This is a genomic window from Streptomyces sp. NPDC012508 (genome assembly GCF_042902595.1).
Taxonomy (GTDB): Bacteria; Actinomycetota; Actinomycetes; order Streptomycetales; family Streptomycetaceae; genus Streptomyces.
Genome location: NZ_JBIBEO010000005.1, coordinates 624,828 through 650,487 on the forward strand (window position 1 = coordinate 624,828; position 25,660 = coordinate 650,487).

Below are 25,660 nucleotides of genomic sequence, written 5' to 3' on the forward strand. Positions count from 1 at the left end.
CGAAGAAGCCCATGTGCCCCACCCCCCAGTCGAAACCCGGTCAGACGCCGCGGGGGGGGCGGGGGCGCCCGCCCCCCCCCCCGGGACTCTCTTCGTCCGGCCGTCAGTCGCCGCGTGTCACGACCCCGCGCACGATCCCCAGGTCCACCAGGTCCTGGGGCCGCAGCCGGAGCTGGTCGGCGGTGGCCGGGGCCTGGTCGTCGGGCCTCTTGAGGATGGCCGAGGCGAGTTCGGGGGCGATCACCGAGAAGTAACCGTCGGGCGTGGACCAGGTGTTGTCCCGCGCGGCAAGCGCCAGGGCACCGCCCGAACCGCCCTCGCCGACCAGGAGCGAGGTCACCGGGACCCGCGCCTCGGCGACCGCGGTGAACGCGTCCGCGATGGCCGGTCCCGCCCCGGCCCGTTCGGCCTCGGCGTCGTTGGCGGCGCCCGGTGTGTCGATCAGGGTCAGCACGGGGATCCCGAGCCGGTCCGCGAGCCGGATCAGCCGGGCGGCGGTGCGGAAGCCCGCGGGCCGCGTCGCCGACCCGTCCTGCGCGGCGTACGCGACGGTCCGCCCCTCATGGAGGCCGAAGCCGCACTCCACCCCGGGGTCCACCCCGCCCGCCCGGTCGCCGCGGAGGGCCGCTCGGGCGGTGAAGTAGGCGTCCAGATAGGCCCCGGCCCGGGGGCGGCCGGACGACCGGGCCCGTACGACGGCCTCCCAGCCGCTGCCGGGCGGCGCGGCCTCGGTGAGCGCGCGGGGCGGGGGAGCCGGGAGGGCGGGCGAGGAGCCTTCCTCCGGGACCGTCAGCAGACGCAGCCACAGGGAGAGCGCCGTCCGCAGCTCCTCCGGTGCGACGAGCGCGTCGACATGCCCGTACTCCCACTGACTCTCCGCCGTGTACGCGGCCGGGTCGGCGTCCCGCGGACGGACCCGGGAGCCGGCGAAGGCCACCTGGGCGGAGGGGAGGGCGAGGACGACGTCGGCGCCCGCGCCGACGGTCGCCCAGCCGCCGCCGGTGGACGGGTCGCGCAGCACCGTGACATGAGGGACGCCGGCGCCTCGCAGCCGTACCGTCGCCTCCGCCACGCGCTGGAGCTGGGCCAGGGCGATCATGCCCTCCTGCATCCGGCTGCCGCCCGTCGCCACCAGCGACACCAGCGGGACCCGGGCCTCCACGGCCGTGCGGTACGCGGTGACGAGCCGGTCGCCGGCCGCCTGCCCGAGCGACCCGCCGAGGAAGCCGAACTCGAAGGCGACCAGGACCACCCGGCGCCCGTCGATCGTCGCCCTGCCGTGCAGGACGGACTCCTCCTCGCCGGTCCTGGCGGCCGCACGCGCGCGTGCGGCGTCGTACCCCGTCCAGCCGATCGGACCGTCGGCCGGCGGCGGCGCCAGGGGGGCGGGGGTGGGCAGCGGGGTGAAGTCGTCGGTGACCAGCGCGATCACCTCGCGGGCCGTGAGGCGCTCAGCCATGGAGGGCCCCAGGGAGGGCCTTCTTCAGGAGCTTGCCCATGTCGTTGCGGGGCAGCGCCCGGAGGAAGCGGACCGCGCGCGGGCGCTTGTGCGGCGCGAGGAGCCCGGCGACATGGTCCGCCAGCTCGTCGGCCGTCGGCGGCTTCTCCGCGTCGGCCGGCACCACCCAGGCGACGATCCGCTCCCCGAGATCGGGGTCCGGCTCACCGGTCACCGCGGCCTCCCGCACCGCCGGATGGTCCAGGAGCGCGTTCTCTATCTCGCCGGCGCCTATCTTGTACCCGCCGCTCTTGATCAGGTCCGTGGCCTTGCGGCCCACGATCCGTACGTACCCGTCGGGTTCGCGGACCGCCATGTCGCCGGTGCGGAACCAGTCCCCGTCGAAGGCGGCCGCCGTCGCGTCCGGCCGGTTCAGATACGCGGTGAACAGGTTCGGCCCCTTGACCTGGATCTCGCCGACGCTCTCCCCGTCGTACGCCCCGAGCTCCGTGCCGTCCTCCTCCACGAGCCGCAGCTCCACGCCCCGGAGGGGGAGCCCGACGGACCCGGGGCGCGGGCGGGAGTCCACGGGGACGGAGGTGTTCATGAGCGTCTCGGTCATGCCGTACCGCTCGATCACCGTCCGGCCCGTCGCCGCCGTGATCCGCTCGTGGTCGTGGACCGGCAGCGCTGCCGAGCCCGAGACCAGCAGCCGCGCCGCGGCCAACGCCCGTACCAGCGCCGGATCGTCACCGAGCGCGTCCGCGATCCGGTGGTACATCGTCGGTACGCCGAACAGCATCGTGCCGCCCGCACCCAGTTCCCGCGCCACACCCTCGACGGAGAACGTGCCGAGGTGCCGCACCGATCCGCCACGCCGCAGCGGCCCGAGGATCCCCAGGATCAGCCCGTGGACGTGGAAGAGGGGCAGCGCGTGGACGAGCACGTCGTCCTCGGTCCACGCCCAGGCCTCCTCCAGCGCGTCGAGTGAGGCGGCGATCGCCCGGTGGGAGAGGACGACGCCCTTGGGCGGGCCGGTGGTGCCGGAGGTGTAGACGATCAGGGCGGGCGACTCGGCGTCCACCGGCCGCCCGTACGCCGTCCCCCGCTCCCGTACGTCGACGTCGATCCGGGGCAGCTCCGCGAGCCCCGCCGGCAGAACGTCCTCCGGCCCCGCCAGGACGGCCCCCGGAGTGCTGTCGCCGAGGATGTGCGCCAGTTCCCGGTCCCCGGTGCGCGGGTTGAGCGGGATCGCCGGTACGCCGGCCAGCAGCGCGGCCACCACCGCGACCGCCGTCCCGGCGGTCGGCGTGGTCCAGACGGCGACCCGCCCCGCGCCCCCGATCCGCGCGGCCAGAGCCCCGGCGGCCCCGGCCAGTTCCTTATAGGTCAGGGCGTCCGCGCCGAAACGCAGCGCGGGTTGGTCCGAGCCGGCCACCAGGGCCGGGAAGAGCGCGCTCAACGGTCGTCCTCCTCGCGTAGCGGGATGCGAGAGGCATTCTTCCCCCCACTCAGTTGGGGCGCGCTGCGACCTTGCTCACCTCCGGGGAGCCGCCGCCGTCCTCGGTCGGCCGGATCGTCCGCATCCGCCCGTACGCGTACACGCAGCCCGCGAGCGCCAGGTCGGACAGGAGCATGAAGCCGATCGAGTAGGAGTCCTTGGCGCTGTAGATGGCTCCCATCACCAGCGGCGGCACGAACCCGCCGAGTCCGCCCATCGCGCCGACGATGCCGGTGACGCTGCCGACCTGCGGCTGCGGGGTGACCTGGGAGACCAGCGCGAAGACCGATCCGCTCGCCGTGCCCAGCCCGGCGGCCATGCAGAGCAGGGCGATCGTGCCGCCCGGGTTCAGCGGCGGGTCGAAGGCCTGGACGATGGCGAAGAGCGCGGCGATGCCGAGCGCGGCGGCGGTGACGAGCGCCGGGTGGATCCGGTCCGAGAACCAGCCGCCGATCGGCCGGAAGACGACGGTGACGAGGGCGAAACCGGCGGCCTTGGTGCCGGCGTCGGTCGGGTCGAGCTCGTACCAGGTCTTCAGATACGTCGGCAGGTACACCCCGAACGCGACGATGCCGCCGAAGCCGATCGCGTACAGCGCCGACAGCTCCCAGGTCACCCGCAGCCGGCCCGCCTTGCCCAGCCGGGAGCCGAGGGAGGCCGTGGGGACCGGCCGGTCGGGGCGGTCGGTGATCAGGAACACGGCGAGGACGGCGTAGGCGGCGAGGGCGACCGCGACGACGAAGAACGGCAGATCGTCGCCGTGCTTGGCGATGCGCGGGGTGAAGTACCCCGAGAGCGCCACACCGCCCATGCCCATGCCGAAGACGCCCAGCGCCAGGCCCCTCTTGGCGGGCGGGAACCAGGAGTTGACCAGCGGGATGCCGATGGCGAAGGTCGTGCCGCCGAGACCGAGGAGGAAACCGACCGCGAGCATCGCGCCGTACGAGTTCTTCGCCGGGATCAGCAGCAGCACGGGCACGATCGTGAGCGCCGACACCAGGGGGAACATCACCTTGGCGCCGTAGCGGTCGGTGAGCGCGCCGGCCGGGATCCGGCCCAGGGAGCCCACCAGGACCGGGACGGCGACGAGAAGCGACTGCTGGAACGAGCTGAGGTTCAGCCGCTCCCCGTAGTCGCCGGCCAGCGGCGCGATCAGGTTCCACGCCCAGAAGGTGAGAGTGAATCCGATCGTGGCCATGACCAGGTTCCGGTAGGCGGTGCCGGAGGGCTTCTCGAGGGTGTCCACGTGATCAGTCAAGTTCGCGGAGGCGGGCGGGGCGCGCCGGATTGGGCCGTACGGGGGCGCGCCGGGCGGCCCCGTACGGCGTCCGCTACGGCCAGTCCACCGTCGTCGGCGGGCTGCCGTCGTCCGTCACCACCAGGCGCGGGCCCTCCGGGGTCGCCGCCACCCCGACCGTGATCGCCGTGACGCCCGGCCTGCGGTGGGCGGCCGCCAGGGCGCCGCGCAGGGCGGACAGGAGCCGGTCGGCGTCGGCGGGCTCGACGAGCGTGTCGACCGCGCCGGAGAAGTGCACCGAGGGCTGGAAGCCGAGCAGCACCGCCGCGCCGCCCGTCTCGCGCAGGACCCGCCCCCGGAACGTCGTCGGCGCGTCCGCGGGCGGCTGCTGGAGGGCGAAGATGGCCGTCCGCACCTCCTGGATCGTGGAGTCCAGCTCGTCCACGGCCCGCGCGAGCAGGGCGGCCTCCTCGGCGTCGGCCCCCGCCTCTGCCGGGCTCGCGTCGGCAGCCGCGCGACGGCGGGTCGACTCCAGCATCATCTCGGTCGCGAAGAGCCGCTGGACCACGAGATCGTGCAGGTCACGGGCGATCCGGTCGCGGTCCTCGTACACCGCCAGCTGCTCCCTGTTGTGCTGTGCGTCCGCCAGGACCAGCGCGAGCGCGGCCTGGGAGGCGAACTGCGAGGCGAGCAGCCGCTCCACCTCCGTGTACGGGCGTCCGCCGCGTCGCCGGGGGAGGGCGAGGGTGCCGATGAGCCGGCCCCCGCTCTGCAGCGGCAGCATCATCGACGGCCCGAACCGCGACCGTACGTGCGTCGTCATCCGCGGATCGGTCGCCGAGTCGTCGAGGAACACCGGCTCCCCGCCCAGCAGTTGCTCGAGAACCGGCGACCCCGGCGCGATCGTCGTGCCGACCAGGTCGCCCGGGTCGTCCACCGTCGACGCCGCCACGATCTCCATGCCGCCCTCCTCGGTGGGCTGGAGGACGACCCCGGCCGAGGCGTCGGCGAGCAGCCGCGCCCGCTCGGCGACCGCCATCAGCGCGTCCGCCGCCGGCTCTCCGGTGAGCAGCGCCGTGGTCACCGCCGCAGCGCCCTCGATCCAGCGCTCGCGCTGCCGGACGGTCTCGTACAGCCGGGCGTTGCCGATGGCGATGCCGGCCTGCGAGGCGAGGACGCGCAGCATGGCCAGGTCCTCGTCGGTGAACGGGCCACCGTGCTTCTCGGTGAGGTAGAGGTTGCCGAAGACCTCCGTGTGGACGCGGATGGGGACGCCGAGGAACGAGTGCATCTCGGGATGCCCCTCGGGCACCCCGCCGGAGCGCGGATCCGCCGTCAGATCGTCCAGCCGCAGCGGCTGGGGGTCCTGGACGAGGACGCCGAGGAGCCCGCTGTGCCCGTCCGGCAGCCGGGGGATCCGCTGCCGCTCGGCCTCCGTCATCCCGGCGGTGAACAGCTCGGTGAGCCGGCCGCGCTCGGGGTCGACGACCCCGAGCGCTCCGTAGCGCGCTCCGATCAGTTCGATCGCGGAGTCCACGAGGTGCTGGAGCGTGGCCCGCAGTTCGAGGTCGCTGCCGACACTCAGGACCGCCTGGAGGAGGAGAGGCAGACGGGGGGCCGGTTCGTCGTCCTGGGCCTTGAGTGACATAGGACCATTGTCCGCGGAGCGGGGGTTCGCGACGGTCAGTGGGCGTCGGCCAGCGGGTCGAGGACCATCGGCTGGATCTTGCCCTCCAGCATCGCGCCGAGACCGAGGATCGCGCACACGTCGGGGCGTTCCGCGATGGCCACGGGCATGCCGGTCGCCTCGCGCAGCATCTGGTCGAGGCCGGGGAGCAGCGCGCTGCCGCCCACCATCATGACGCCGCGCTCGGCGAGGTCGGCGACGAGGTCGGGCGGGCAGTCGCGCAGGATCTTGCCGATGCCGTCGAGGACGGCGGTCAGCGGGGTGTGGATCGCCTCCCGTACGGCGGCGGTGTCGACGGTCACCGAGCGGGCGAGGCCGGTGGCCACGTCGCGGCCGTGGATCTCGGTGTAGCTCGGGCCCTGGAGGGTCAGGCCGTTGCCGCTCAGGGCGAGTTGCAGGGGGCGGACGGACTGGCTCGGCAGCATCAGCTCGTGCTGGTGGCGCAGGTGCTGGATGACGGCGTGGTCGATGGCGTCGCCGCCCACGGGGATCCGCTCGGCGGTCACGATGGAGCCGAGGGAGAGCACGGCGACCTGGGTGGTCGCCGCCCCGCAGACCATGATCATGGTCGCGGTGGGCTGCTCGACGGGGAGCCCGCAGCCCACGGCGGCCGCGATCAGGGTGTCGACCAGCTCGACCCGGCGGGCGCCGAGCCCGACGAGGGTCTCCACGGCGGCGCGCTGGGCGAGCGGGTCGCTGTCGTGCGGGGTGCTGGCGGCGGCGCGCAGCCGGGGCTTGCGGCGCAGCTGGCGGCGGAGCTTCTCGCCGAGGAGATGACGGAGCATCCGCTGGGCCATCTCGATGTCGACGACGGTGCCGCCGGAGACGGGCCGCACGACGCGGATGTAGTCGGGAGTTCGGCCGGTCATCTTCTCGGCGAGGGCGCCGACGGCGATGAGGGCGCCGGTACGGGTGTTGACGGCGGCGACACTGGGCTCGTCGACGACGAGCCCGGCGCCCTTGACGAAGACCCGGGTCCTGGCGGCCCCCAGGTCGACGGCGACATGGCAACGGCGCAGCTGCTCAAGGCTGACGGTCACGGCAGATCCTCCGGAGTGCGGTGCTGGCACGGAGCGAGGCAGGAGCGCTCTGGCGCCCTTGTTCGCATCGTGCGACCCCCGCACCCCCGGCGCGCGCTGGGCTGAGCCGCCCGGGGGTGCCCCTCCGCCTGACGGCGGCTCAGCGGGTCGCGCGCACGTCGGGGTGGTGGGCTCGGGTCAGAGAAGACGCTGGAGGAGGCCCCAGGTGAACTCCGCCGCGCGGGGGGTGCCGTCCGGGAGGGTGAAGTCCAGGCGGAGGCGCGTCGGGGCGCTGCCGTCGCGGGCCCGGGCCGGAGGGAAGGCGTTGCCGACCTCGGCGAGGGTGCAGCCCCAGGGCCGGAGGTCGGACTCGCCGCGCAGCTCGGGCACCGGGGCGCCCGGCGCGCGGACCAGACCGCTGCCCCAGACCGCCGCCCGCTCTCCCACGATCACCTGCCACCGCAGCTCCGGCCAGAGCGGAAGCTCCCACTCCAGCAGCTCCGCCGCCAACTTCGGCACCGCGCGCCGCGCCACGGGATCGCCCAGGACGGACCGGTAGCGGGCCAGTTCGCCGCGGCCTGCGCGGCCGTGCGCCCACGCCTGCCAGCGGCGGTTCGCCTCACGCGACTCGGCCCTGGTCGCCCCCAGCTCCCGGAGCGCGTCCTCGACGAGATCCGGCTGGTGGTCGGCCATGCGGCGCAGCAGGACGAGCTGGAACTCGCGGGGCCCGAAAGGCTCGGACGGTGTCATGAGCCCATCCTGCCCGAAGCGGGAGATTCACGACGACACGCCGCCCACCTGGGGTTTCCTCACAGGATCCTCACGTTCCCGCCTACCTCTGGTGTCCCGTCGACACATACTCTGCGGCAGCCATGGACTACTGCCACCAGTGCCGACGGCACCTCAACGGCGCACTCGCCTGCGCCGGATGCGGGACCCCCGTCGAGGAGCTGCGGTAGGAGACCCCGCAAACGGCCGCGCCCCGCGCGGTCGCGGCCGAGCGTGTCGAGTACGTCGAGCACGGTGCGCGTGCGGAGCGCGAGGAGCGGGCCGAGCACGTCTACGAACTGGACCCGCTGGAGCCGCCGCGCGCGGCCGCCGCTCCCGGCGGTCGTGCCGCCCGTCGCGGCGCGGCGCCCGGTCGCGCCGGTGCCCGCCGCAGCCGGCGGGCCCGCAGCCGCAAGGGGCGCAACCTTCTCGTGGGCACCCTCGGGATCGTCCTCGCGGCGGGCGCGCTGAGCATGGCCAAGCTGGCGCTCGAGCCCCCGGACGAGGGCGGCGCCGCCACTGCCGTACAGGAGGAGGAGGTCGTCGAGACCTCGCTCCCGCCGGTGCCTTCGGAGACCGTCCAGCCGACGGGCGGTACGACTCCGGTCGAGGTCACCACGTCCACCGCCCCCCGGGACACCGAGACGCCTGCCCCCGGCCACACGGGCATACCCGGCGCCGGGTCCGGGGGGTCAGGTTCCGGCTCCGGCGGATCGGGCTCCGGTGGGAGCGGGAGCGGCTCCGGGAGCGGGAGCGGGAGCGGGGGCGCGGGCCCGCAGGGCTCGGACGGTGGTCAGGGCGGCCCGACGAGCGCCCCGCCGACCGTTTCGCCGTCGGCGCCGCCGCCCGGCCCCGCGCCGACCGCCACGGATGGCGGCAGCCCGACCTCGACGCCGCCCGGCGAACCGCCGGCGCCGACCACCCCGACACCCACGCCCGCCCCGAGCTGCTGGCTCTGGATCTTCTGCTAGGCGACCGGGGTCGCGCTAGAGCACGTCCTCGCCCAGCATCCGCTTCAGCAGATCCCGCAGCAGCGTCCGCTCGACGTCCGTGAGCTGTCCCAGCGGCTCGCGCGCGAAGTCCAGCGACTCCCCGAGCCGGCGAGCCGTGTCCAGCCCCTCGGGCGTCGGCGCGGCCAGCTTGACGCGGCGGTCGGCCGGGTCGGGGCGCCGCTCCACCAGGCCGCGCGATTCGAGGCGGTCGACGATCCCGGTGACGTTGGACGGCTCGCACTGGAGCTTCTGGGCGATCTTCCGCATCGGGACCGGCTCCAGGGAGAGGAGCCCGAGGACACGGGCCTGGGCGCCCGTGAGCGAGTGCTCCGAGGCCGCCTGCTCGTACTCCTGGTGGTACCGCGCCACGACCGCGCCGATCAACTCGACGACTTCGAGGGTCAGGGGGTCTGTGCGTGAGGTGGCCATGTGGTTCATCGTACCCAGATACTTGACAACATGAAATATCCAGGCGCATGGTTGTTTCAGGTAGTGAAGTAATTTTCTTTTTCCAGGAGGCAGTGCTGATGTCCGTTCTTCCCGCGACCAACCGTGAGTGGCACCTCGTCGCCCGTCCGAACGGCTGGCCGACCCCCGCGGACTTCGCGCTCCGTGAGACCCCCGTCGCCGCGCCCGCCGAGGGCCGGATCCTGGTCAAGAACCTGCACTTCTCCGTCGACCCGTACATGCGCGGCCGGATGAACGACGTGAAGTCGTACATCCCGCCGTTCAAGCTGGACCACCCCATGGACGGCGGCGCGGTCGGCGAGGTCATCGCCTCCAACGCGGAGGGCTTCGCCGTCGGCGACCACGTCCTGCACGGTCTCGGCTGGCGTGAGTACGCCGACGTGCCCGCCCAGCACGCCACCAAGGTCGACCCCGAGCTCGCACCCCTCTCCACGTACCTCGGCGTCCTCGGCATGACGGGCCTCACGGCCTACGCCGGGCTCTTCGAGGTCGCCTCCTTCAAGGAGGGCGACGCGGTCTTCGTCTCCGGCGCGGCCGGCGCCGTAGGCAGCCAGGTCGGCCAGATGGCGAAGCTCAAGGGCGCCTCCCGCGTCATCGGCTCCGCCGGCTCCGACGAGAAGGTCAAGCTGCTCGTCGAGGAGTACGGCTTCGACGCCGCGTTCAACTACAAGAACGGCCCGGTCAAGGACCAGCTGCGCGAGGCCGCCCCGGACGGCATCGACGTCTACTTCGACAACGTCGGCGGCGACCACCTCGAAGCCGCGATCTCCTCGCTCAACGTGCACGGCCGCGCCACCATCTGCGGCATGATCGCGCAGTACAACGACACCGAGCCGGTGCCCGGACCGCGCAACATGGCCATGATCATCGGCAAGCGGCTGCGTCTCCAGGGCGTCCTCGTCGGCGACCATTACGGCATGCAGCAGCAGTTCGTCCAGGAGGTCGGCGGCTGGCTGCGCTCCGGCGAGCTGAAGTACGGCGAGACCTTCGTCGAGGGCATCGAGAACGGCACGGACGCCTTCCTCGGACTGCTCCGCGGCGAGAACACCGGAAAGATGATCGTTTCGCTGACCCGTTAGTCTTCCCTCAGCCGTCGCGATCGTGGGCGCGAGTCGCGGCGAACCAGCAGAAGGAAGACCCAGATGTCGATCCAGCACTCCGACGTCCTGTACACCGCCGTCGCCACCGCCGAGAACGGCCGGGACGGCCGCGTGGCCACCGACGACGGTCAGCTCGATGTCGTCGTGAACCCGCCGAAGGCCATGGGCGGCTCCGGCACGGGCACCAACCCCGAGCAGCTCTTCGCCGCCGGGTACAGCGCGTGCTTCCAGGGCGCGCTGGGCGTCGTCGCCCGCAACGAGAACGCCGACATCTCGGGCTCGACGGTCACCGCCGAGGTCGGCATCGGCAAGAACGACGACGGCTTCGGTCTCATCGTCAAGATCTCGGCGTCCATCCCGAACGTGGACGTCGAGACCGCGAAGAGCCTGATCGAGAAGGCCCACCAGGTCTGCCCGTACTCCAAGGCGACCCGCGGGAACATCACGGTCGAGCTGGCCGTCTGATTTTGCGCGTAGGCTGAAGAGGACCGCACCCCGACCGACCGGGGTGCGGTCTTCTGCGTCCCGGCCTGCGGGGGGCGCCCGATAGGGTGATCGACATGCGCGATTTCGGGGCCGGGTTCGGTTATCTGGTACAGGGGCAGAAGTGGGTGGGCCGGCACGGCCGGTGGTTCGGCTTCGGGCTGCTGCCCGGGCTCGTGACCCTCCTGCTGTACATCGGCGCGATCATCGGCCTCGGCTACGGCGCCGACGACCTGACCGCCTGGGCGACGCCGTTCGCCGACGACTGGACCTCCCCCTGGCAGGGGATCTTCCGAGGCTTCCTCACCGGCCTCGTCTTCGCCCTCGGGCTCTTCCTCGCCGTCATCACCTTCACGGCGGTGACCCTGCTGGTCGGCCAGCCGTTCTACGAGTCGCTCTCCGAGCAGGTCGACCGCACCGAGGGCGGCGACGTCCCCGAGTCCGGCCTGCCGCTCTGGCGCGAGCTGTGGATCTCGGCCCGCGACAGCCTGCGCGTCCTGCTGCGGGTCGCGCTGTACGGCATCCTGCTCTTCGCCTGCGGCTTCATCCCGGTCGTCGGCCAGACGGTCGTCCCGGTCATGGGCTTCTGCGTCTCCGGCTTCTTCCTCACCCAGGAGCTGACGTCCGTCGCCCTCCAGCGCCGCGGCGTCGAGCTGAAGGACCGCCTCGGCATGCTCCGTGGCCGCAGGATGCTCACGCTGGGCTTCGGCGTCCCGCTGGCCCTGTCGTTCGTGGTCCCGTTCGTCGCCGTGTTCCTGATGCCGGGCGCGGTCGCGGGCGCGACGCTGATGGCCCGCGACCTGACGGGCGAGGCGCACACGGACCAGAAGCGGTCCGCTCCCGTACCGGCGGGCTCCCCGCACCCGCACCCGTACCCGTACCCCCCGAACGCGTAACCCGGGAGCCCCGGCGGCCATGTAACCCAGGAGCGCCGGCGGTCGCGTAACCCGGGAGCCCCGGCGGACCCGCGCCCGTACCACCACCCGGGCGCACAGCCCCCGGGAGCCCCGGTTCGGCGGTGCCTCAGCCCACCTCGGCGAGGGCGAAGCCCTCACGGTCGGGTCCCGCGTCGGCGATCAGCTGGCCGTCCGGGCCCCAGACACCGCTGTGGCCCTCGCACGTGCCCTCCTCGCTCTCGCCGAAGACGTTGGCCATCGCCACGTACAGCCCGAAGTCCCTGGCCCGCGCCGGATAGACCGTCTCGAACGAGTCGTTGCCGACCGAGAGCACCGAGCTCGCCAGATAGACCGTGCAGCCGTCGGCCGCCGCCCGCTCCGCGAGCTCGGGGAAGCGGTTGTCGTAGCAGGTGGCGAGCGCGAAGCGGATGCCGTCGAGCGTGAAGCGGCCGTCGGCCGTGCCCGCGGTGAAGACCTCGTTCTCGAAGCCGTGCAGATGGGTCTTGTCGTAGCGGGTGAGGAGACCGCCGTCCGGGCCGAGGACGAGCGAGGTGATGCCCGGCGGCAGGCCCTCGGCCGTGAGCACCGGGCCGTTCACGACGGCCGCCGCGCCGACGGCTCGGCAGGCCTCCCGTATCGGATCGAGCCGCCCGTCGTCCTCGGTGAGATGCGTGGCGGGGGTCTTGTGGACGAGGGTCGGCTCGTAGCCGGTGAGGGCCAGCTCGGGGAGGACGACGACCCGCGCGCCCTCCGCGCCGGCCCGGCGGATCAGGTCGGCCGTCGTACGGACGTTGGCGTCGATGTCCCCGGCGACCGGGGCGAACTGCGCTGCTGCGACGATCATGACCCCCATCATCCCGCCCGCCCGGCCCGCCGGGAAACCCCCGGGCCGGGCCGGCAGGGGCGGCGGGCCCGGGGGACAGGTGTCAGGAAGCCGCCACCGCGATGATCGCCCGCACCTGGTCGATGATGTCCACCCGATTGCGTACGAACTCGGGGTCCGTGACCGTGCCCGTGGCCGGATCCGTGTTCCCGGCGCCGAACTGCAGCACCGGCGTGTGGACGTGACCGCCCGGCAGCTGCCGCAGGCCGAGCCGGTCGCGGAGCAGGGTCGCGCGGTAGGCGATCTCGTTGGAGAGGTAGTCCCCGCCGCCGCCCGCGCGGGCCGTCGAGCCCGGCGTCGGACCGTCCGCGCGGACCACGGGCCCGGTCCCGCCCGCCGGGATCTCGGTCACCGCGGTGTTGTCCCGGACCGGGAAGCGTCCGGTGTCCGCCGCGACGATCGAGGCGTACGGCAGGGTCGTCGCCGTCCACTGCGGCTGCGCGGCCGGGTCGGCGACCGGGACGGTCTCCGTGCGCGAGAGGTTCTCGTTGTCGGGGAACCCGCCCCGCCAGGCCCCGTTGAACCGCTCGATGTCGAAGCGGCCGATCCGGCCCTGGCTGACCGTGGTGAAGAGGTCCGCCTCGGGCAACTGCCCGCGCAGCGTCCGCTCGACCGTGCCGTCGGCGAAGTCCTGCCAGCGGACGGGGAAGACGGCCGTCTCGATCCGGGCCGGACTGCCGTCCGCCGTACGGATCCAGGTACCGTCCAGGGCGAGGGCGGTGGCCCCGGAGGGGTTGGAGATCCGGGCGTCCCGGTCGAGCGTGAACGGGTCGAAGCCGGTCATCAGGATCCGCTTCACGCCCTTGCCCAGGGGGAAGCGGATCGAGTCCTGGCCGCGCGAGGAGCGCTCCAGCCGGTCGAGCAGCCGGGCGCGGCCCTCCGGGGAAAGCGTGAACTCCGGGCTCCAGGAACGCAGTTCGCGCGTCATCGACAGCCGCGCCCAGTACAGCGGCCGGTCGTCGTCCCGGCTCAGGTCGCCGCGTACGAGACGCCCCTGCGCCCGGTCGACGGCGTCCCGCCAGAGCCGCTCCCCGTGCCGTACGACCGCGCGCTCGGCCTCCCGGTACGACTCCGCGCCCGCGAGGGCACCGGCGAACTCCGGCGCCACGGAGGCGAATCCGCCCCGCCGCAGGATCTCCTGGGGTGCGGCCCGGTCGAGCCGGGCCTCCTCCACCGTGCCGGCGAGCGTGCCCACGTCGTCGGCCGATGCGGGTGGTGTCGCCGCGACCAGCGTGGCGGTGATGAGGGCGAGACCGAGCGAGGCATGGCGTATCCGGGACAGCACGGGTGAGCCCTCCGGCGGGTCGGGAACACGGGTCGTGGAACACCGGTCGGTGACCGGCCCGCGCAGTATCCCGACTCACCCGCAACTCCCGCTACGGTGCCCTCACTTGTCGCTTCCGTGCAGGAGGCGCAGAAAGTCCCGGAACGCCTCCGGCATGTCCACCGACGCCGGGTCGAGCAGCCACTGGTACTGCAACCCGTCCATCACGGCCGTCAGGAGGGGCGCCGCCCGCTCCGGGGTCAGCCCGCTCGGCAGGCGCTCGCCGAACTCCAGGCGCAGGACGTTCGCCATCTCGTCGCGGACCTGGGTGTAGCGCTCGGTGAAGAAGGCGCGCGCCGGATGGTCCTCCGTCACGCTCTCCCCGAGCAGGGCGGAGAACGTCTGCACGATCCCCGGCCGCATCGCGTTGTACTCGACGAGCGAGTCGATCAGATCGAGCCGCCAGCCCTCGCGCGTCCCCGCCCCGCTGGTGTCCCACTTGTCGCGCTCGGCGAGGACCGCGACGAGCAGGGCCTCCTTCGTGGGGAAGTAGTGCAGCAGCCCCTGCTGCGTCAGCCCGACGCGCTCGGCGACGGCGCCGAGCGACGCGCCCCGGTAGCCGCGCTCGGCGATCACTTCCAGGGCCGCGCGCACGATGTCCGAGCGCCGCTCCTCGCTCCTGGCCCGCACCATCGCCGTGGCCCCCCTCTCCCTGTGTTCCTGCCGCCGCCATCCGGCGGACGTCCGGCCCCGCGGGACCGTACGAGGACCGTACGACATCTCATGGTAACGAAACGATAACCAAACCTACCGCTCTACAGGCATCGGGTCCACCATGGGCGCCACTAGGGACGTCAACAAGGAGGTACGGCCGTGTCGGAGATCAGCGCGGAGACCGTCCGGGAGCAGGCCGTCGAGACGGCGCTCGGCAAGCTCGACCTGGACACCAAGGCACGGCTCCTCGCCGGCCAGGACATGTGGTCACTGCCGGCCGTGCCCGAGATCGGGCTGCGGTCGATCGTGATGTCGGACGGCCCGATCGGAGTTCGCGGCGTCCGCTGGACCGCCGACGACCCCTCCGTCGCCCTGCCGTCCCCGACCGCGCTCGCCGCCGCCTGGGACCCGGCCCTCGCCCGCCGCGCCGGCCGGCTGCTCGCCCAGGAGGCGCGCCGCAAGGGCGTCCACGTCCTCCTCGCACCCACCGTCAACCTGCACCGCTCCCCGCTCGGCGGCCGCCACTTCGAGGCGTACAGCGAGGACCCCTACCTCACCGGCGCCATCGGCACCGGCTACGTCCAGGGCGTCCAGGACGGCGGGGTCGGCACGACGGTCAAGCACTTCGTCGCCAACGACGCCGAGACCGACCGCTTCACCGTCGACAACAAGGTCGCCCCGCGCCCGCTGCGCGAGCTCTACCTCGCCCCCTTCGAGGCCATCGTCAAGAACGCCCGCCCGTGGGGCATCATGACCGCCTACAACCAGGTCAACGGCGTGACCATGACCGAGCACCACGAGCTCGTCAACGAGGTCCTGCGCGGCGAATGGGGCTTCGACGGCTACAACGTCTCCGACTGGATGGCCGCCCGCTCGACCAAGGGCGACATCGAGGGCGGTCTCGACGTCGCCATGCCCGGCCCGCGGACCGTCTACGGCGAGGCGCTCGCCGCCGCCGTCCGCGCGGGCGAGGTCGAGGAGTCGACCGTCGACGCGGCCGTACGGAACGTACTGCGGCTCGCCGCCCGCGTCGGCGCTCTCGAAGGCACCCCGCCGGTCGTCACCGAGACCCCCGAGACCATCGACGGCGACGCCCTCGCCCGCGAGATCGCCCACCGCGGCTTCGTCCTCGTCCGGAACGAGAACGCGGCCCTGCCGCTGGCCGCGAGCGGCACCGTCGCCCTCTCCGGCGCGGCCGCCCGCGACGCCCGCGTCCTCGGCGGCGGCTCCGCCCAGGTCTTCCCCGACCACACCGTCTCCCCGCTCGCCGGCCTCACCGCCGCCCTGCCCGAAGGCGCCCTCACCTTCACCGTCGGCGCCGACCCCAGCGACGAACTCACCCCCGCCGACCAGGGCTTCACCCTCCGCGCGGTCTGCCGCGGCGCCGACGGCGCCGTCCTCGGCGAGGGCACCCTGCCCAACGGCCAGGTCCAGTGGATCGGCGACGACCTCCCGGCGGGCGTCACCCACGAGACCCTGCACTCCATCGAGGTCACCGGCACGTTCACCCCGCGCGAGTCCGGCGAGCACTCCTTCGGCACCCGCGGCCTCGGCGCCTTCACCCTCGGCGTGGCGGGCGAGACCCTCTTCGAGGGCGTCCAGGCGATGGGCCCGGAGACCGACCCCTTCGAGGCGTTCTTCGGCGCCCCCGTCGAGCGCGCCAAGGTCGCCCTCACCGCGGGCGAGTCCGTCGAGGTGTCCCTGCTCCACACGCTGGACAAGGAGTTCGCGGCCCCCCTCGCGGCGGTCATGTTCTCCTTCGTCCACCTCGGGCCGCGCCGCGACCCCGACGAACTGATCGCCGAAGCCGTCGAGGCCGCCCGCGGCGCCGACACCGCCGTCGTGGTCGTCGCCACCACCGAGCGCGTCGAGTCCGAGGGCTTCGACCGCAAGGACCTCGCCCTGCCCGGCCGCCAGGACGAACTGGTCCGCGCCGTGGCCGCCGCCAATCCGAACACCGTGGTCGTCGTCAACGCCGGCTCCCCGGTCGAGATGCCCTGGCGCGAGGACGTCGCCGCCGTCCTGCTCAGCTGGTTCCCCGGCCAGGAGGGCGGCGCCGCGCTCGCCGACGTGCTGACCGGCGCCGCCGAGCCCGGCGGCCGGCTCCCCACCACCTGGCCCGTCGCCCTCGCCGACGTCCCCGTCACCGAGGTCACCCCGACCGACGGCGAGCTCGACTACACCGAGGGCGTGCTCATCGGCTACCGCGCCTGGGACAAGGCCGGCGCCACCCCCGCGTACCCCTTCGGGCACGGCCTCGGCTACACCACATGGAGCTACGACTCCCTGGAGGTCACCCCGACGACGGCCAAGGTCGCGCTCACCAACACCGGCACCCGCACCGGCCGCGAGGTCGTCCAGATCTACCTGGCGCCGACGGCCGACAGCGTCGAGCGTCCGGCGCGCTGGCTGGCCGGCTTCGCCTCCGTCGAGGCGGGCGCCGGCGAGTCCGTCGAGATCGGGATCCCGCTGCCACGCCGCGCCTTCGAGATCTGGGACGAGGAGCAGCACGACTGGACCTTCGTCCCCGGTTCGTACGAGGTCCGGGCCGCGCACTCGCTCGGCGACGCGCGTGTCACCGCCACGCTGGAGGTCTGACCTCCCCGTGTCCGGCCCCGGGGCGGAACCTGACAACCGCCCCGGGGCTCCGCCCCGTCCTTCAGCGCGTTCCGAAGCGGAAGACCGTGGCCGAGGCGTAGACATCCCCCGGCCGCAGCACCGTCGACGGGAACTCCGGCCGGTTCGGGGAGTCCGGGAAGTGCTGGGTCTCCAGGGCGACCCCGCCCAGCTCCCCACTCGCGTACACCTGAATCCCGGGCTCGGTGGTCTCCACCGTCACGGTCCGCCCGGTCTCCGGCGCGTACAGCTCCGCCGCCTCCGGCCCCCCGTGGTCCAGCACGAAGTTGTGGTCCAGCGGGATCGCGAGCGGCCTGCCCGTACGGAAGTCCAGCTCCGTGCCCGCGACCTCGGCAAGCTCCCCGGTCGGAACGCCCGTCGCGTCCGTCGGCGTGTACCGCTCGGCGGCGATCCGCAGCGCGTGGCCGCCACCGCCCAGGTTCCAGTACGTGTGGTTCGTCAGCGCCACCACCGTCGGCGCGTCGGTCTCCGCCCGGTAGCCGATCCGCAGCGCGCCGTCGTCGTCGAGCGTGTACGTCGCCGAGACCTCCAGCCGCCCGGGGAAGCCCTCCTCGCCGTCCGGGCTCACCCGGGACAGCCGTACCCCGCCCTCGACCTCCTCCGCGTCCCACACCCGCTTGTCGAAGCCCCGCTCCCCGCCGTGCAGCGAGTGCGGACCGCCGTTGCGGGCGAGGCGGTACTCCGTGCCGTCCAGGGCGAAGGTCCCGTCCGCGATCCGATTGGCGTAACGGCCCACCAGAGCGCCGAAGTACGGCTCCGGGCGCTTCAGGTACCCCTCCAGATCGGGGAAGCCGAGGGCCACGCCGTCCGGGACGCCGTCCCGGTCGGGGGTCTCGACCGACTGCACGATGCCGCCGTAGGTCAGCACCCGTACCCGCACCGCGCCCCGCTGGAGCGTCCAGCGCGTGACGTCCGTACCGTCGACCGAACCGAAGGGCTCACCCGTGATCCTCATGATCCGGAACCCTACGCGGGCGGTTCCGGCGCCGTCACCTGCCGGTGGGCGATCTCCGCGAGCCGCGCCTGCCCGTTCTTGCTGGGGTGGAACCAGTCCCACGGGCTGAGCTGCCTGCCGTCGAAACGGAAGCCGAACACCGCGCCGCCGTCGTACCGGCAGCGCCGGTCCTTCGCGCAGACCTCCTCCAGGACCGTGTTGTACGCCACCACCCGGTCCCGCACGAGCGTCCGGCGCCGCTCGGCCGGGGCGCTCAGATCCTGTGCGTCGGCCAGCATCGAGGCGCAGATGCCCAGCTTCCAGACCTGGCGGCCCATCGGGCTGTCCTTGCCCTGCGCCCACAGCCGCTTCAGGTCCGGCACGCTCGTGACGTACACCTGCGCCTTGGGCGCGGTCTTCCGCAGCGCGGCGAGGGCCGCCTCGAAGTCGGCGCGGAACTCCTCGACCGGGGTCATCAGTTCGACGCGGTCACGGCACGCGTCGTTGGCGCCCATCATCACCGTGACCAGCTCCGGCTTCCGGGCCCCCGCCCGCGCCATCTGCTGGGGCAGCTCCGCCATCCGGGCCCCGGTCCGCGCCAGGTTCCAGCTGCTGTCGGTGACACGCTCGGCGCCGAGGAGCCGCAGGGCCAGGCTGTTGACGCCGGCGTCCGTGCCGGTCGCCCAGGACACCTCGGGGCAGTCCGCCAGGACCGAGCAGGCGTCGAACGCGCGGGTGATGGAGTCGCCGACGGCGGCGAGGGAGGCGGGCGTACGGTCCCAGACGGGCGTGGGCCGCGGCGTCGGCGACGCCGTCACGGCCGGTCCGGCCGTCTCACACCCCGTCAGGGCGCCCGCGCACAGCAGCAGCGCGGCTCCCGCCGCGGCGACAGTGGTACGGAAACGGCGTCTGCCGCGCATCCCTCGGCTCCTCCTCCGGCGTCCGTTCGGCGTCCTGGCGAGTGAAAGCTTGGTGTCCACCCCACCCCGGACCGACCGTACGTCACCCCAAGGGCGGTGCGGCACGGTAGCTTTTCCCCCGTCGAACCAGAGGCACCTTTGCCAATCGGCTCCGGTAAATTACATCACGTCACATGCTGTCCCTTTTTCGGGGGTTTACGGAGTTTCACTCCCGATGCTGTTTACTGAGGCCGCTGGGAAGGCGAACCTCGTCCCACACTGGAGGTCCCGGTGACGACACGTGGAGTCCTGTACGTACACTCCGCACCGCGCGCGCTGTGCCCGCACGTCGAATGGGCGGTCGCGGGTGTCCTCGGTGCGAGGGTCCAGCTCGACTGGATCCGCCAGCCGGCGTCGCCCGGCACCTGGAGAGCCGAGTTCTCCTGGCAGGGCGAGACCGGCACCGCCTCCAAGCTGGCCTCCGCGCTGCGCGGCTGGCAGATGCTCCGCTTCGAAGTCACCGCGGAACCCTGCCCGACGGCCGAGGGCGAGCGCTACAGCGCCACGCCCGAGCTGGGCATCTTCCACGCCGTCACCGGCATGCACGGCGACATCCTGATCCCGGAGGACCGCCTGCGGGCCGCCCTGGCCCGCTCGGTGCGCGGCGAGACGGAGCTGGAGTCGGAGATCGCCAAGCTCCTGGGCAAGCCCTGGGACGACGAACTGGAACCCTTCCGCTACGCCGGCGAGGGCGCCCCGGTCCGCTGGCTCCACCAGGTGGTCTGACCCCCGACCCACCGAAGGCCCACCCCGGTCTCGGGGTGGGCCTCAGGCATCCGTCCGGGGCGCCCCGCACCGAAACCCGAACCCACGCACGGCTGAGGCCCACCCCGGGTGTGGGGTGGGCCTCGCAGATGGGTGCGGGTCAGACCGTGCGGAAGGCCAGCACCACGTTGTGGCCGCCGAAGCCGAAGCTGTTGTTGATCGCGGCGATCGTGCCCTGCGGGAGGTCGCGGGGCTCGTCGCGGACGATGTCCGCGTCGACCGCCGGGTCCAGGTCGTCGACGTTGATCGTCGGCGGGGCCACCCGGTGGTGCAGCGCCAGGACCGTCGCGACGGTCTCGATGCCGCCCGCGCCACCGAGCAGGTGACCCGTCATCGACTTCGTCGCCGAGATCGCGACATGGTCCAGGTCGTCGCCCAGCACCTTGCGCAGCGCCTTGATCTCCGCCACGTCACCCTGCGGCGTCGACGTCGCGTGCGCGTTGAGGTGGACGACCTCCGCCGGCTTCAGGTCCGTCGAGTCCAGCAGGTTCTGCATCGCCGCGGCGATGCCCCGGCCGGTCGGCTCGGGCTGCGCGATGTGGTGGCTGTCGGCCGACAGGCCCTGGCCGAGCACCTCGCAGTAGATCCGCGCGCCACGCGCCTTCGCGTGCTCCTCGGACTCGAGGATCACCACGCCCGCGCCCTCGCCGAGCACGAAGCCGTCACGGCCCGTGTCGTACGGACGCGAGGCCTTCGTCGGCTCGTCGTTGTTCTTGGACATCGCCATCATGTTGGCGAAGGCCGCGATCGGCAGCGGGTGGATCGCCGCCTCCGTGCCGCCGGCCACGACCACGTCGGCCCGGCCGGTACGGATCATCTCGACGGCGTAGCCGATCGCCTCGGCACCCGACGCACACGCCGAGACCGGGGTGTGGACGCCCGCCCGGGCGTTCACCTCCAGGCCGACGTTGGCGGAGGGGCTGTTCGGCATGAGCATCGGCACGGTGTGCGGGGACACGCGGCGAACGCCCTTGTCCTTGAGCACGTCGTACTGGTCGAGCAGAGTCGTGACACCGCCGATACCGGAGGCGATGACGGAGCCGAGCCGCTCGGGCGCGATGCTCTCGTCCTCACCGGCCGGGGCGGTGTAGCCCGCGTCGGCCCACGCCTCACGGGCCGCGATCAGCGCGAACTGCGCCGAGCGGTCCAGCTTGCGGGCGAGCGGGCGGGGCAGAACGTCACCCGGGTCGACCGCGGCGAGCGCCGCGATCTGTACGGGCAGTTCGGCGAATCGTTCGCCCTCGAGGGGCTTGACGCCGGAGCGTCCCGCGAGCAGACCTTCCCAGGTCGAAGCGGAGTCGCCACCCAGCGGTGTGGTTGCGCCGATACCGGTGACGACCACGGTGCGATTGGTCGAGTTCACAGGAATTCTTTCTCCACGTGTGTGATGGTCGAAATACGGCGCCACCGCCGGGTGGCTGACCGAGTCAGCAGGGGCCGAATCAGCCCTGGTGCTTCAGGATGTAGTCGGTCGCGTCGCCGACCGTCTTCAGGTTCTTGACGTCCTCGTCCGGGATCTTGACGTCGAAGCGCTCTTCGGCGGCGACAACGACCTCGACCATGGACAGGGAGTCGACGTCGAGGTCGTCCGTGAAGGACTTCTCGAGCTGGACGTCCTCGGTCGGGATGCCGGCGATCTCGTTCACGATCTCGGCGAGACCTTCGACGATCTCTTCCTGGGTGAAGGCCATGTTGGCGCTCCTTCTGTGATTGCTTCGGTAAATGGCTTCCGGAAGATCCGGAGTGCCTAGGGGAGAGTAACGACCGTCGCGGCGAAGACGAGACCCGCCCCGAAGCCGATGATGAGCGCCGTGTCGCCGCTCTTCGCCTTTCCGGTCGCCAGGAGCCGCTCCATCGCGAGCGGAATCGAGGCGGCCGAGGTGTTGCCGGTGGTCTCGACGTCACGCGCGACCGTGACGTGCTCCGGCAGCTTCAGCGTCTTCACCATCGAGTCGATGATCCGCATGTTCGCCTGGTGCGGAATGAAGACGTCAAGGTCGTCCGCCGAGATTCCGGCGGCGTCCAGCGCCTGCTGGGCGACCTTCGCCATCTCGAAGACGGCCCAGCGGAAGACCGCCTGACCCTCCTGCGTGATGGCGGGGAACTTGATCTCGCCCTGCTCGTTGAGGGGGAGCTTCGAGACGTCGCCGATGTGGAACTCGTTCCACGGGACGGTCTGCTTGATCGTCTCGGACTTGTCGCCCTCCGAACCCCACACGGTGGGGCCGATGTGCGGCACGTCGGACGGGCCGACCACGACCGCGCCGGCGCCGTCGCCGAACAGGAAGGCCGTCGCGCGGTCCTCCAGGTCGGTCAGGTCGCTCAGCCGCTCGACGCCGATGACGAGGACGTACTCGGCCGAACCCTCGACGATCATGCCCTTGGCGAGGGTCAGGCCGTAGCCGAAGCCCGCGCAGCCGGCGGAGATGTCGAACGCGGCGGGCTTGCCCGCGCCGATCTTGTCGGCGATCTCGGTGGCGACGGCCGGGGTCTGCTTGAAGTGCGAGACCGTGGAGACGACCACGGCGCCGATCTGCTCGGGGACGATCCCGGCGTCGGCGATGGCCTTCCCGGAGGCCTCGACGGACATCGCGGTCACGGTCTCCTCGGGGGAGGCCCAGTGGCGGGTGGAGATGCCGGAGCGCGAGCGGATCCACTCGTCGGAGGAGTCGATCTTCTCGAGGATCACCTCGTTCGGCACGACCCGGGTGGGGCGGTAGCCGCCGACACCCATGATCCGCGCGTACGGGGCGCCCTTGCTGGGCTTGATCTTCGACATGCTCTACGGCTCCTTACTCAGGCTGCAGTGTGCTCGGCGACGAGCGTGCGGGCCGCGTCGAGGTCGTCGGGGGTCTTCAGGGCGACGGTCGCCACGCCCGGAAGCGCGCGCTTGGCCAGACCGGTCAGGGTGCCACCCGGGCACACCTCGATCAGCGCCGTCGCGCCCAGGGCCTTGAAGGTGTCCATGCACAGGTCCCAGCGGACCGGGTTGGCCACCTGGCCGACGAGGCGCGCGATGACGTCCGCGCCCTCCGTGACGACCTGGCCGTCCTTGTTCGAGACGTAGCGCACGCGCGGAGCGGCGACCGTCAGCTCCTTCGCGGCGGCCTCCAGCTTCGTCACCGCCGGTGCCATGTGGTGCGTGTGGAACGCGCCGGCCACCTTCAGCGCCACGACACGGCGCACACCCTCGGGCTTGTCCGCCTCCAGGGCGGCCAGCTGCTCCAGGGTGCCGGCGGCCACGATCTGGCCCGCGCCGTTGACGTTGGCCGGGGTCAGGCCGAGCTTCTCCAGGTGCTGAACCGTCACATCAGGTTCGCCGCCGAGCAGCGCGGACATGCCGGTCTCGGTGACCGCGGCGGCCTCGGCCATCGCCAGACCACGCGTCCGTACGAGACGCAGGGCGGCGGTGTCGTCGAGGACGCCGGCGAACGCGGCGGCGGTGATCTCACCGACGCTGTGACCCGCGACGGCCCCGGGGGACACGTCGCCGAGCGCGGCCGCGGAGAGCAGGCCGGCGGCCACGAGCAGGGGCTGGGCCACGGCGGTGTCGCGGATCTCGTCCGCGTCCGCGTTCGTGCCGTAGTGGACGAGGTCGAGCCCGATGACCTCGGACCAGGCCGCCAAGCGGTCGGCGGCACCGGGGAGTTCGAGCCAGGGGGTCAGGAAGCCGGGCGTCTGGGCGCCTTGGCCGGGAGCGACGAGTACGAGCACCCTCACACTCTCTCGTGGGGACGGCTTCAAGCGCCCGTGGGGACTAGCACGAAGAACCGTCGGGGGAATTGTTGGTATTCGACAAAAGTCTAGGGCTGCGAATCTCCGTCGGCCAAGCGCCCGAGAATGAGCGCGATCCGCAGCGTGAACGCGGAGCGCACATCGGAGGGTGACCATCCGGTGACGTCTGTCACACGTCGAAGCCGGTAGCGCACGGTGTTGGGGTGGACGAAGAGCATCCGAGCCGCGCCTTCGAGGCTGCTCGCCTGCTCCAGATAGACACTCAGTGTTTCGAGCAGCGCCGAGCCCGCTTCCTCCAGCGGTCTGTAGATCTCCTCCACCAACTGCTCACGCGCCGAAGGGTCGGAGGCGATCGCACGCTCCGGAAGCAGATCGTCCGCCAGAACCGGCCGTGGCGCGTCCTGCCACGCCGAACAGGCCTTGAGACCGGCCGCGGCGGCCTGCGCGGAGCGGGTCGCCGCGAGCAGGTCGGGGACGACGGGGCCCGCGACGACCGGCCCGGCGGCATACGGCCCGATCAGCGCCTTCGCCACTGCGAGCGGATTGTCGTTGCCGCCGGCGATGACGACGAGCCGATTGCCGAGGACGCCGGTGAGGACCTGGAGCTTGGCGTGCCGCGCGGCGCGGCGGATGGCCTCCACGGTCAGCTCGCTGTCGCCGTCGGGGGCGGTGCCGAGGACGACGCAGACATGCTCGGGGGAGTTCCAGCCGAGGGCGGCGGCCCGGGAGACAGCGCCCTCGTCGGCCTCCCCGGAGAGGACCGCGTTGACGACGAGCGACTCCAGGCGGGCGTCCCAGGCGCCGCGTGCCTCGGCGGCCTGGGCGTAGACCTGGGCGGTCGCGAAGGCGATCTCCCGGGCGTAGACGAGGAGCGCCTCGCGGAGGATCGACTCGTCGCCGGGGGCGGCGACCTCCTCGATCGCCGTCTCCATGACCTCGATGGTCGTGCGGACCATCTCGACGGTCTGCCGCAGCGTGATGGCGCGGGTCAGCTCACGGGGAGCGGTGCCGAAGACGTCGGTGGAGATGGCCTGAGGGGTCTCCGGGTGCCGGAACCACTCGGTGAACGCGGCGATACCGGCCTGGGCGACCAGACCGATCCACGACCGGTTCTCGGGCGGCATCGCCCGGTACCACGGCAGCGTCTCGTCCATCCGGGCAATGGCGTTGGCGGCCAGCCGCCCGGAGGACTGTTCGAGGCGCTTCAGGGTCGCGGAGTGCGGATGGGAGGCGTTCATCGGTTCAGACACGGACTAAGGGTGCCTCATCGGGCCACGGATATGTGGCCGGGGGGCGGTGGGCCTTCTGTCCGCGCGGACCCCGCGACCGGCGGGGGCCGGGGATACCGTGGCTCCGTGATTCGTATCCAGCGTGCCGCCGACCGCTACCCCGGGGGTGATCCGCAGGCCGGGATCGAGACCCGCCACGCGCTCTCCTTCGGCGCGCACTACGACCCCGACAACCTCCGTTTCGGCGCGATCCTCGCCTGCAACGAGGAGCGGCTCGCGCCCGGGGCCGGGTTCGACGAGCATCCGCACAGCCACACCGAGATCGTCACCTGGGTGGTCGAGGGCGAGCTGACCCACCACGACACGGCCGCCGGACACAGCACGGTCGTCCGCCCCGGGGACGTCCAGCGGCTCAGCTCCGCGGCGGGCGTACGGCACGAGGAGCGCAACGACGCCGAGGTGCCGCTGGTCTTCGTCCAGATGTGGCTCGCGCCACTGGCGCCGGGAGGCGACCCCGCGTACGAGATCGTCCGCGGCATCGCCGACTCCACGCCGTACGCCCTCCCGGAGGCGGCCGCGATGCTCCACGTCCGCCGTCTGGAGGCGGGCGAGCGCACGGCGGTCCCGGACGCGGACTTCGTCTACGCCCACGTCGTGCGGGGCACGGTCCGCCTGGACGGCGAGGAACTCGCCCCCGGCGACGCCGCCCGTGTCACCGACGCGCGGGCCCTCGCCCTCCTGGCCACCTCCGACGCGGAAGTGCTCCTCTGGGAGATGCGGCGCGTCTGACCGCTGCCGCCACGCCTGCCGGGCTGAGGGGCCGTGGCTGCCGGGACCTCCACCGTCCGCGGGCGGCGGGGCGCGCGGGCCGCGGGACCCGGGGCGCGCACACTCACCGGGCCCGCGGGCCGGGCGCGCACACCCACCGGGCCCGCGGGCCGGGGCGCGCAT

Annotated in this window: 24 protein-coding genes; 7 read left to right on the forward strand and 17 right to left on the reverse strand. The window is 72.8% G+C overall.

The genetic code is table 11. The features are described 5' to 3' along the window. Positions 1 to 103: 103 nt before the first annotated feature. The 6 genes from ACFY8U_RS20270 to ACFY8U_RS20295 all read right to left on the reverse strand — a co-directional run bounded on the left by ACFY8U_RS20270 (position 104) and on the right by ACFY8U_RS20295 (position 7,632). Positions 104 to 1,459, reverse strand: a complete 1,356-nt coding sequence (locus ACFY8U_RS20270; RefSeq protein ID WP_389571934.1) for a carboxyl transferase domain-containing protein — start codon at positions 1,457 to 1,459, stop codon at positions 104 to 106. After that, positions 1,452 to 2,900: an acyl-CoA synthetase gene (locus tag ACFY8U_RS20275; protein ID WP_389571936.1), complete on the reverse strand. Its 1,449-nt coding sequence runs from the start codon at positions 2,898 to 2,900 to the stop codon at positions 1,452 to 1,454. Before ACFY8U_RS20275 ends, ACFY8U_RS20270 begins: the two co-directional genes overlap by 8 nt. Positions 2,901 to 2,949: 49 nt before the next feature. Next, positions 2,950 to 4,137 (reverse strand): nitrate/nitrite transporter, encoded by a 1,188-nt coding sequence (locus ACFY8U_RS20280; RefSeq protein ID WP_389572115.1) that lies wholly within the window; start codon positions 4,135 to 4,137, stop codon positions 2,950 to 2,952. 133 nt (positions 4,138 to 4,270) lie between these two features. Further along, entirely contained in the window at positions 4,271 to 5,824 is a 1,554-nt protein-coding gene (locus tag ACFY8U_RS20285) for a GAF domain-containing protein (RefSeq protein ID WP_389571937.1), read from the reverse strand. A gap of 35 nt (positions 5,825 to 5,859) precedes the next feature. Then, positions 5,860 to 6,903 carry a rod shape-determining protein gene (locus ACFY8U_RS20290; protein ID WP_361765947.1) on the reverse strand — a complete coding sequence of 348 codons (1,044 nt, stop codon included), beginning with the start codon at positions 6,901 to 6,903 and terminating at the stop codon, positions 5,860 to 5,862. A 177-nt stretch (positions 6,904 to 7,080) separates the two neighbouring features. Next, positions 7,081 to 7,632 (reverse strand): hypothetical protein, encoded by a 552-nt coding sequence (locus ACFY8U_RS20295; RefSeq protein WP_389571939.1) that lies wholly within the window; start codon positions 7,630 to 7,632, stop codon positions 7,081 to 7,083. Positions 7,633 to 8,081: 449 nt separating this feature from the next. Here ACFY8U_RS20295 and ACFY8U_RS20300 point away from each other — a divergent pair, with 449 nt between their 5' ends. Further along, entirely contained in the window at positions 8,082 to 8,621 is a 540-nt protein-coding gene (locus tag ACFY8U_RS20300; RefSeq protein WP_389571942.1) for a hypothetical protein, read from the forward strand. A 15-nt stretch (positions 8,622 to 8,636) separates the two neighbouring features. Here ACFY8U_RS20300 and ACFY8U_RS20305 read toward each other — a convergent pair whose 3' ends face one another. Then, the gene (locus tag ACFY8U_RS20305; RefSeq protein ID WP_389571945.1) at positions 8,637 to 9,071 is read right to left on the reverse strand and encodes a MarR family winged helix-turn-helix transcriptional regulator; all 435 of its coding nucleotides are present in this window, start codon (positions 9,069 to 9,071) and stop codon (positions 8,637 to 8,639) included. Between the two features lie 98 nt (positions 9,072 to 9,169). On the opposite strand from ACFY8U_RS20305, the gene ACFY8U_RS20310 reads away from it, so the two are divergent. The 3 genes from ACFY8U_RS20310 to ACFY8U_RS20320 all read left to right on the forward strand — a co-directional run bounded on the left by ACFY8U_RS20310 (position 9,170) and on the right by ACFY8U_RS20320 (position 11,589). Then, entirely contained in the window at positions 9,170 to 10,189 is a 1,020-nt protein-coding gene (locus ACFY8U_RS20310; protein WP_389571947.1) for an NADP-dependent oxidoreductase, read from the forward strand. Positions 10,190 to 10,252: 63 nt separating this feature from the next. Beyond that, complete coding sequence (locus tag ACFY8U_RS20315) at positions 10,253 to 10,675, forward strand: organic hydroperoxide resistance protein (protein WP_389571950.1); 423 nt, start codon at positions 10,253 to 10,255, stop codon at positions 10,673 to 10,675. A 95-nt stretch (positions 10,676 to 10,770) separates the two neighbouring features. Further along, on the forward strand, positions 10,771 to 11,589 hold the full coding sequence (locus ACFY8U_RS20320) for an EI24 domain-containing protein (RefSeq protein ID WP_389571953.1): 819 nt from the start codon (positions 10,771 to 10,773) through the stop codon (positions 11,587 to 11,589). 127 nt (positions 11,590 to 11,716) lie between these two features. Here ACFY8U_RS20320 and ACFY8U_RS20325 read toward each other — a convergent pair whose 3' ends face one another. The 3 genes from ACFY8U_RS20325 to ACFY8U_RS20335 all read right to left on the reverse strand — a co-directional run bounded on the left by ACFY8U_RS20325 (position 11,717) and on the right by ACFY8U_RS20335 (position 14,429). Beyond that, on the reverse strand, positions 11,717 to 12,433 hold the full coding sequence (locus ACFY8U_RS20325; protein WP_389571955.1) for a carbon-nitrogen hydrolase family protein: 717 nt from the start codon (positions 12,431 to 12,433) through the stop codon (positions 11,717 to 11,719). A gap of 82 nt (positions 12,434 to 12,515) precedes the next feature. Then, entirely contained in the window at positions 12,516 to 13,754 is a 1,239-nt protein-coding gene (locus tag ACFY8U_RS20330; RefSeq protein ID WP_389572117.1) for a pyroglutamyl peptidase, read from the reverse strand. Positions 13,755 to 13,859: 105 nt separating this feature from the next. Continuing rightward, the gene (locus ACFY8U_RS20335; RefSeq protein ID WP_361593882.1) at positions 13,860 to 14,429 is read right to left on the reverse strand and encodes a TetR/AcrR family transcriptional regulator; all 570 of its coding nucleotides are present in this window, start codon (positions 14,427 to 14,429) and stop codon (positions 13,860 to 13,862) included. Between the two features lie 180 nt (positions 14,430 to 14,609). On the opposite strand from ACFY8U_RS20335, the gene ACFY8U_RS20340 reads away from it, so the two are divergent. Next, positions 14,610 to 17,048, forward strand: a complete 2,439-nt coding sequence (locus ACFY8U_RS20340; protein ID WP_389571958.1) for a beta-glucosidase — start codon at positions 14,610 to 14,612, stop codon at positions 17,046 to 17,048. Between the two features lie 61 nt (positions 17,049 to 17,109). Here ACFY8U_RS20340 and ACFY8U_RS20345 read toward each other — a convergent pair whose 3' ends face one another. Continuing rightward, the gene (locus tag ACFY8U_RS20345; RefSeq protein WP_389571960.1) at positions 17,110 to 18,042 is read right to left on the reverse strand and encodes an aldose epimerase family protein; all 933 of its coding nucleotides are present in this window, start codon (positions 18,040 to 18,042) and stop codon (positions 17,110 to 17,112) included. Positions 18,043 to 18,053: 11 nt separating this feature from the next. Further along, positions 18,054 to 18,941: an SGNH/GDSL hydrolase family protein gene (locus ACFY8U_RS20350; RefSeq protein WP_389571963.1), complete on the reverse strand. Its 888-nt coding sequence runs from the start codon at positions 18,939 to 18,941 to the stop codon at positions 18,054 to 18,056. A 270-nt stretch (positions 18,942 to 19,211) separates the two neighbouring features. Here ACFY8U_RS20350 and ACFY8U_RS20355 point away from each other — a divergent pair, with 270 nt between their 5' ends. Beyond that, on the forward strand, positions 19,212 to 19,706 hold the full coding sequence (locus ACFY8U_RS20355) for a DUF3145 domain-containing protein (protein ID WP_361434878.1): 495 nt from the start codon (positions 19,212 to 19,214) through the stop codon (positions 19,704 to 19,706). A 139-nt stretch (positions 19,707 to 19,845) separates the two neighbouring features. Here the strand turns inward: ACFY8U_RS20355 and fabF are convergent, their stop codons facing one another. The 5 genes from fabF to fasR all read right to left on the reverse strand — a co-directional run bounded on the left by fabF (position 19,846) and on the right by fasR (position 24,718). Further along, the gene (gene fabF, locus ACFY8U_RS20360; protein ID WP_361758289.1) at positions 19,846 to 21,108 is read right to left on the reverse strand and encodes a beta-ketoacyl-ACP synthase II; all 1,263 of its coding nucleotides are present in this window, start codon (positions 21,106 to 21,108) and stop codon (positions 19,846 to 19,848) included. Positions 21,109 to 21,187: 79 nt separating this feature from the next. Next, positions 21,188 to 21,436 (reverse strand): acyl carrier protein, encoded by a 249-nt coding sequence (locus ACFY8U_RS20365; RefSeq protein ID WP_260226435.1) that lies wholly within the window; start codon positions 21,434 to 21,436, stop codon positions 21,188 to 21,190. A 56-nt stretch (positions 21,437 to 21,492) separates the two neighbouring features. Then, positions 21,493 to 22,524 (reverse strand): ketoacyl-ACP synthase III, encoded by a 1,032-nt coding sequence (locus ACFY8U_RS20370; protein ID WP_389571965.1) that lies wholly within the window; start codon positions 22,522 to 22,524, stop codon positions 21,493 to 21,495. A 17-nt stretch (positions 22,525 to 22,541) separates the two neighbouring features. Next, positions 22,542 to 23,459, reverse strand: a complete 918-nt coding sequence (locus ACFY8U_RS20375) for an ACP S-malonyltransferase (protein WP_389571967.1) — start codon at positions 23,457 to 23,459, stop codon at positions 22,542 to 22,544. Positions 23,460 to 23,548: 89 nt separating this feature from the next. Continuing rightward, positions 23,549 to 24,718 carry a fatty acid biosynthesis transcriptional regulator FasR gene (gene fasR / locus ACFY8U_RS20380; RefSeq protein ID WP_361435161.1) on the reverse strand — a complete coding sequence of 390 codons (1,170 nt, stop codon included), beginning with the start codon at positions 24,716 to 24,718 and terminating at the stop codon, positions 23,549 to 23,551. Between the two features lie 117 nt (positions 24,719 to 24,835). Between fasR and ACFY8U_RS20385 the strand changes: the two genes are divergently transcribed. Further along, on the forward strand, positions 24,836 to 25,498 hold the full coding sequence (locus ACFY8U_RS20385) for a pirin family protein (RefSeq protein WP_389571968.1): 663 nt from the start codon (positions 24,836 to 24,838) through the stop codon (positions 25,496 to 25,498). Positions 25,499 to 25,660: the final 162 nt, after the last annotated feature.

Coding starts and splice junctions, on each gene's coding strand:
- ACFY8U_RS20320 (WP_389571953.1), top strand. CDS start 10,771: ATGCGCGATTTCGGGGCCGGGTTCGGTTATCTGGTACAGGGGCAGAAG.
- ACFY8U_RS20350 (WP_389571963.1), bottom strand. CDS start 18,941: ATGCGCGGCAGACGCCGTTTCCGTACCACTGTCGCCGCGGCGGGAGCC.
- ACFY8U_RS20270 (WP_389571934.1), bottom strand. CDS start 1,459: ATGGCTGAGCGCCTCACGGCCCGCGAGGTGATCGCGCTGGTCACCGAC.
- ACFY8U_RS20315 (WP_389571950.1), top strand. CDS start 10,253: ATGTCGATCCAGCACTCCGACGTCCTGTACACCGCCGTCGCCACCGCC.
- ACFY8U_RS20365 (WP_260226435.1), bottom strand. CDS start 21,436: ATGGCCTTCACCCAGGAAGAGATCGTCGAAGGTCTCGCCGAGATCGTG.
- ACFY8U_RS20345 (WP_389571960.1), bottom strand. CDS start 18,042: ATGAGGATCACGGGTGAGCCCTTCGGTTCGGTCGACGGTACGGACGTC.
- ACFY8U_RS20295 (WP_389571939.1), bottom strand. CDS start 7,632: ATGACACCGTCCGAGCCTTTCGGGCCCCGCGAGTTCCAGCTCGTCCTG.
- ACFY8U_RS20325 (WP_389571955.1), bottom strand. CDS start 12,433: ATGATCGTCGCAGCAGCGCAGTTCGCCCCGGTCGCCGGGGACATCGAC.
- ACFY8U_RS20285 (WP_389571937.1), bottom strand. CDS start 5,824: ATGTCACTCAAGGCCCAGGACGACGAACCGGCCCCCCGTCTGCCTCTC.
- ACFY8U_RS20335 (WP_361593882.1), bottom strand. CDS start 14,429: ATGGTGCGGGCCAGGAGCGAGGAGCGGCGCTCGGACATCGTGCGCGCG.
- ACFY8U_RS20310 (WP_389571947.1), top strand. CDS start 9,170: ATGTCCGTTCTTCCCGCGACCAACCGTGAGTGGCACCTCGTCGCCCGT.
- fasR (WP_361435161.1), bottom strand. CDS start 24,718: ATGAACGCCTCCCATCCGCACTCCGCGACCCTGAAGCGCCTCGAACAG.
- ACFY8U_RS20305 (WP_389571945.1), bottom strand. CDS start 9,071: ATGGCCACCTCACGCACAGACCCCCTGACCCTCGAAGTCGTCGAGTTG.
- ACFY8U_RS20370 (WP_389571965.1), bottom strand. CDS start 22,524: ATGTCGAAGATCAAGCCCAGCAAGGGCGCCCCGTACGCGCGGATCATG.
- ACFY8U_RS20280 (WP_389572115.1), bottom strand. CDS start 4,137: ATGGCCACGATCGGATTCACTCTCACCTTCTGGGCGTGGAACCTGATC.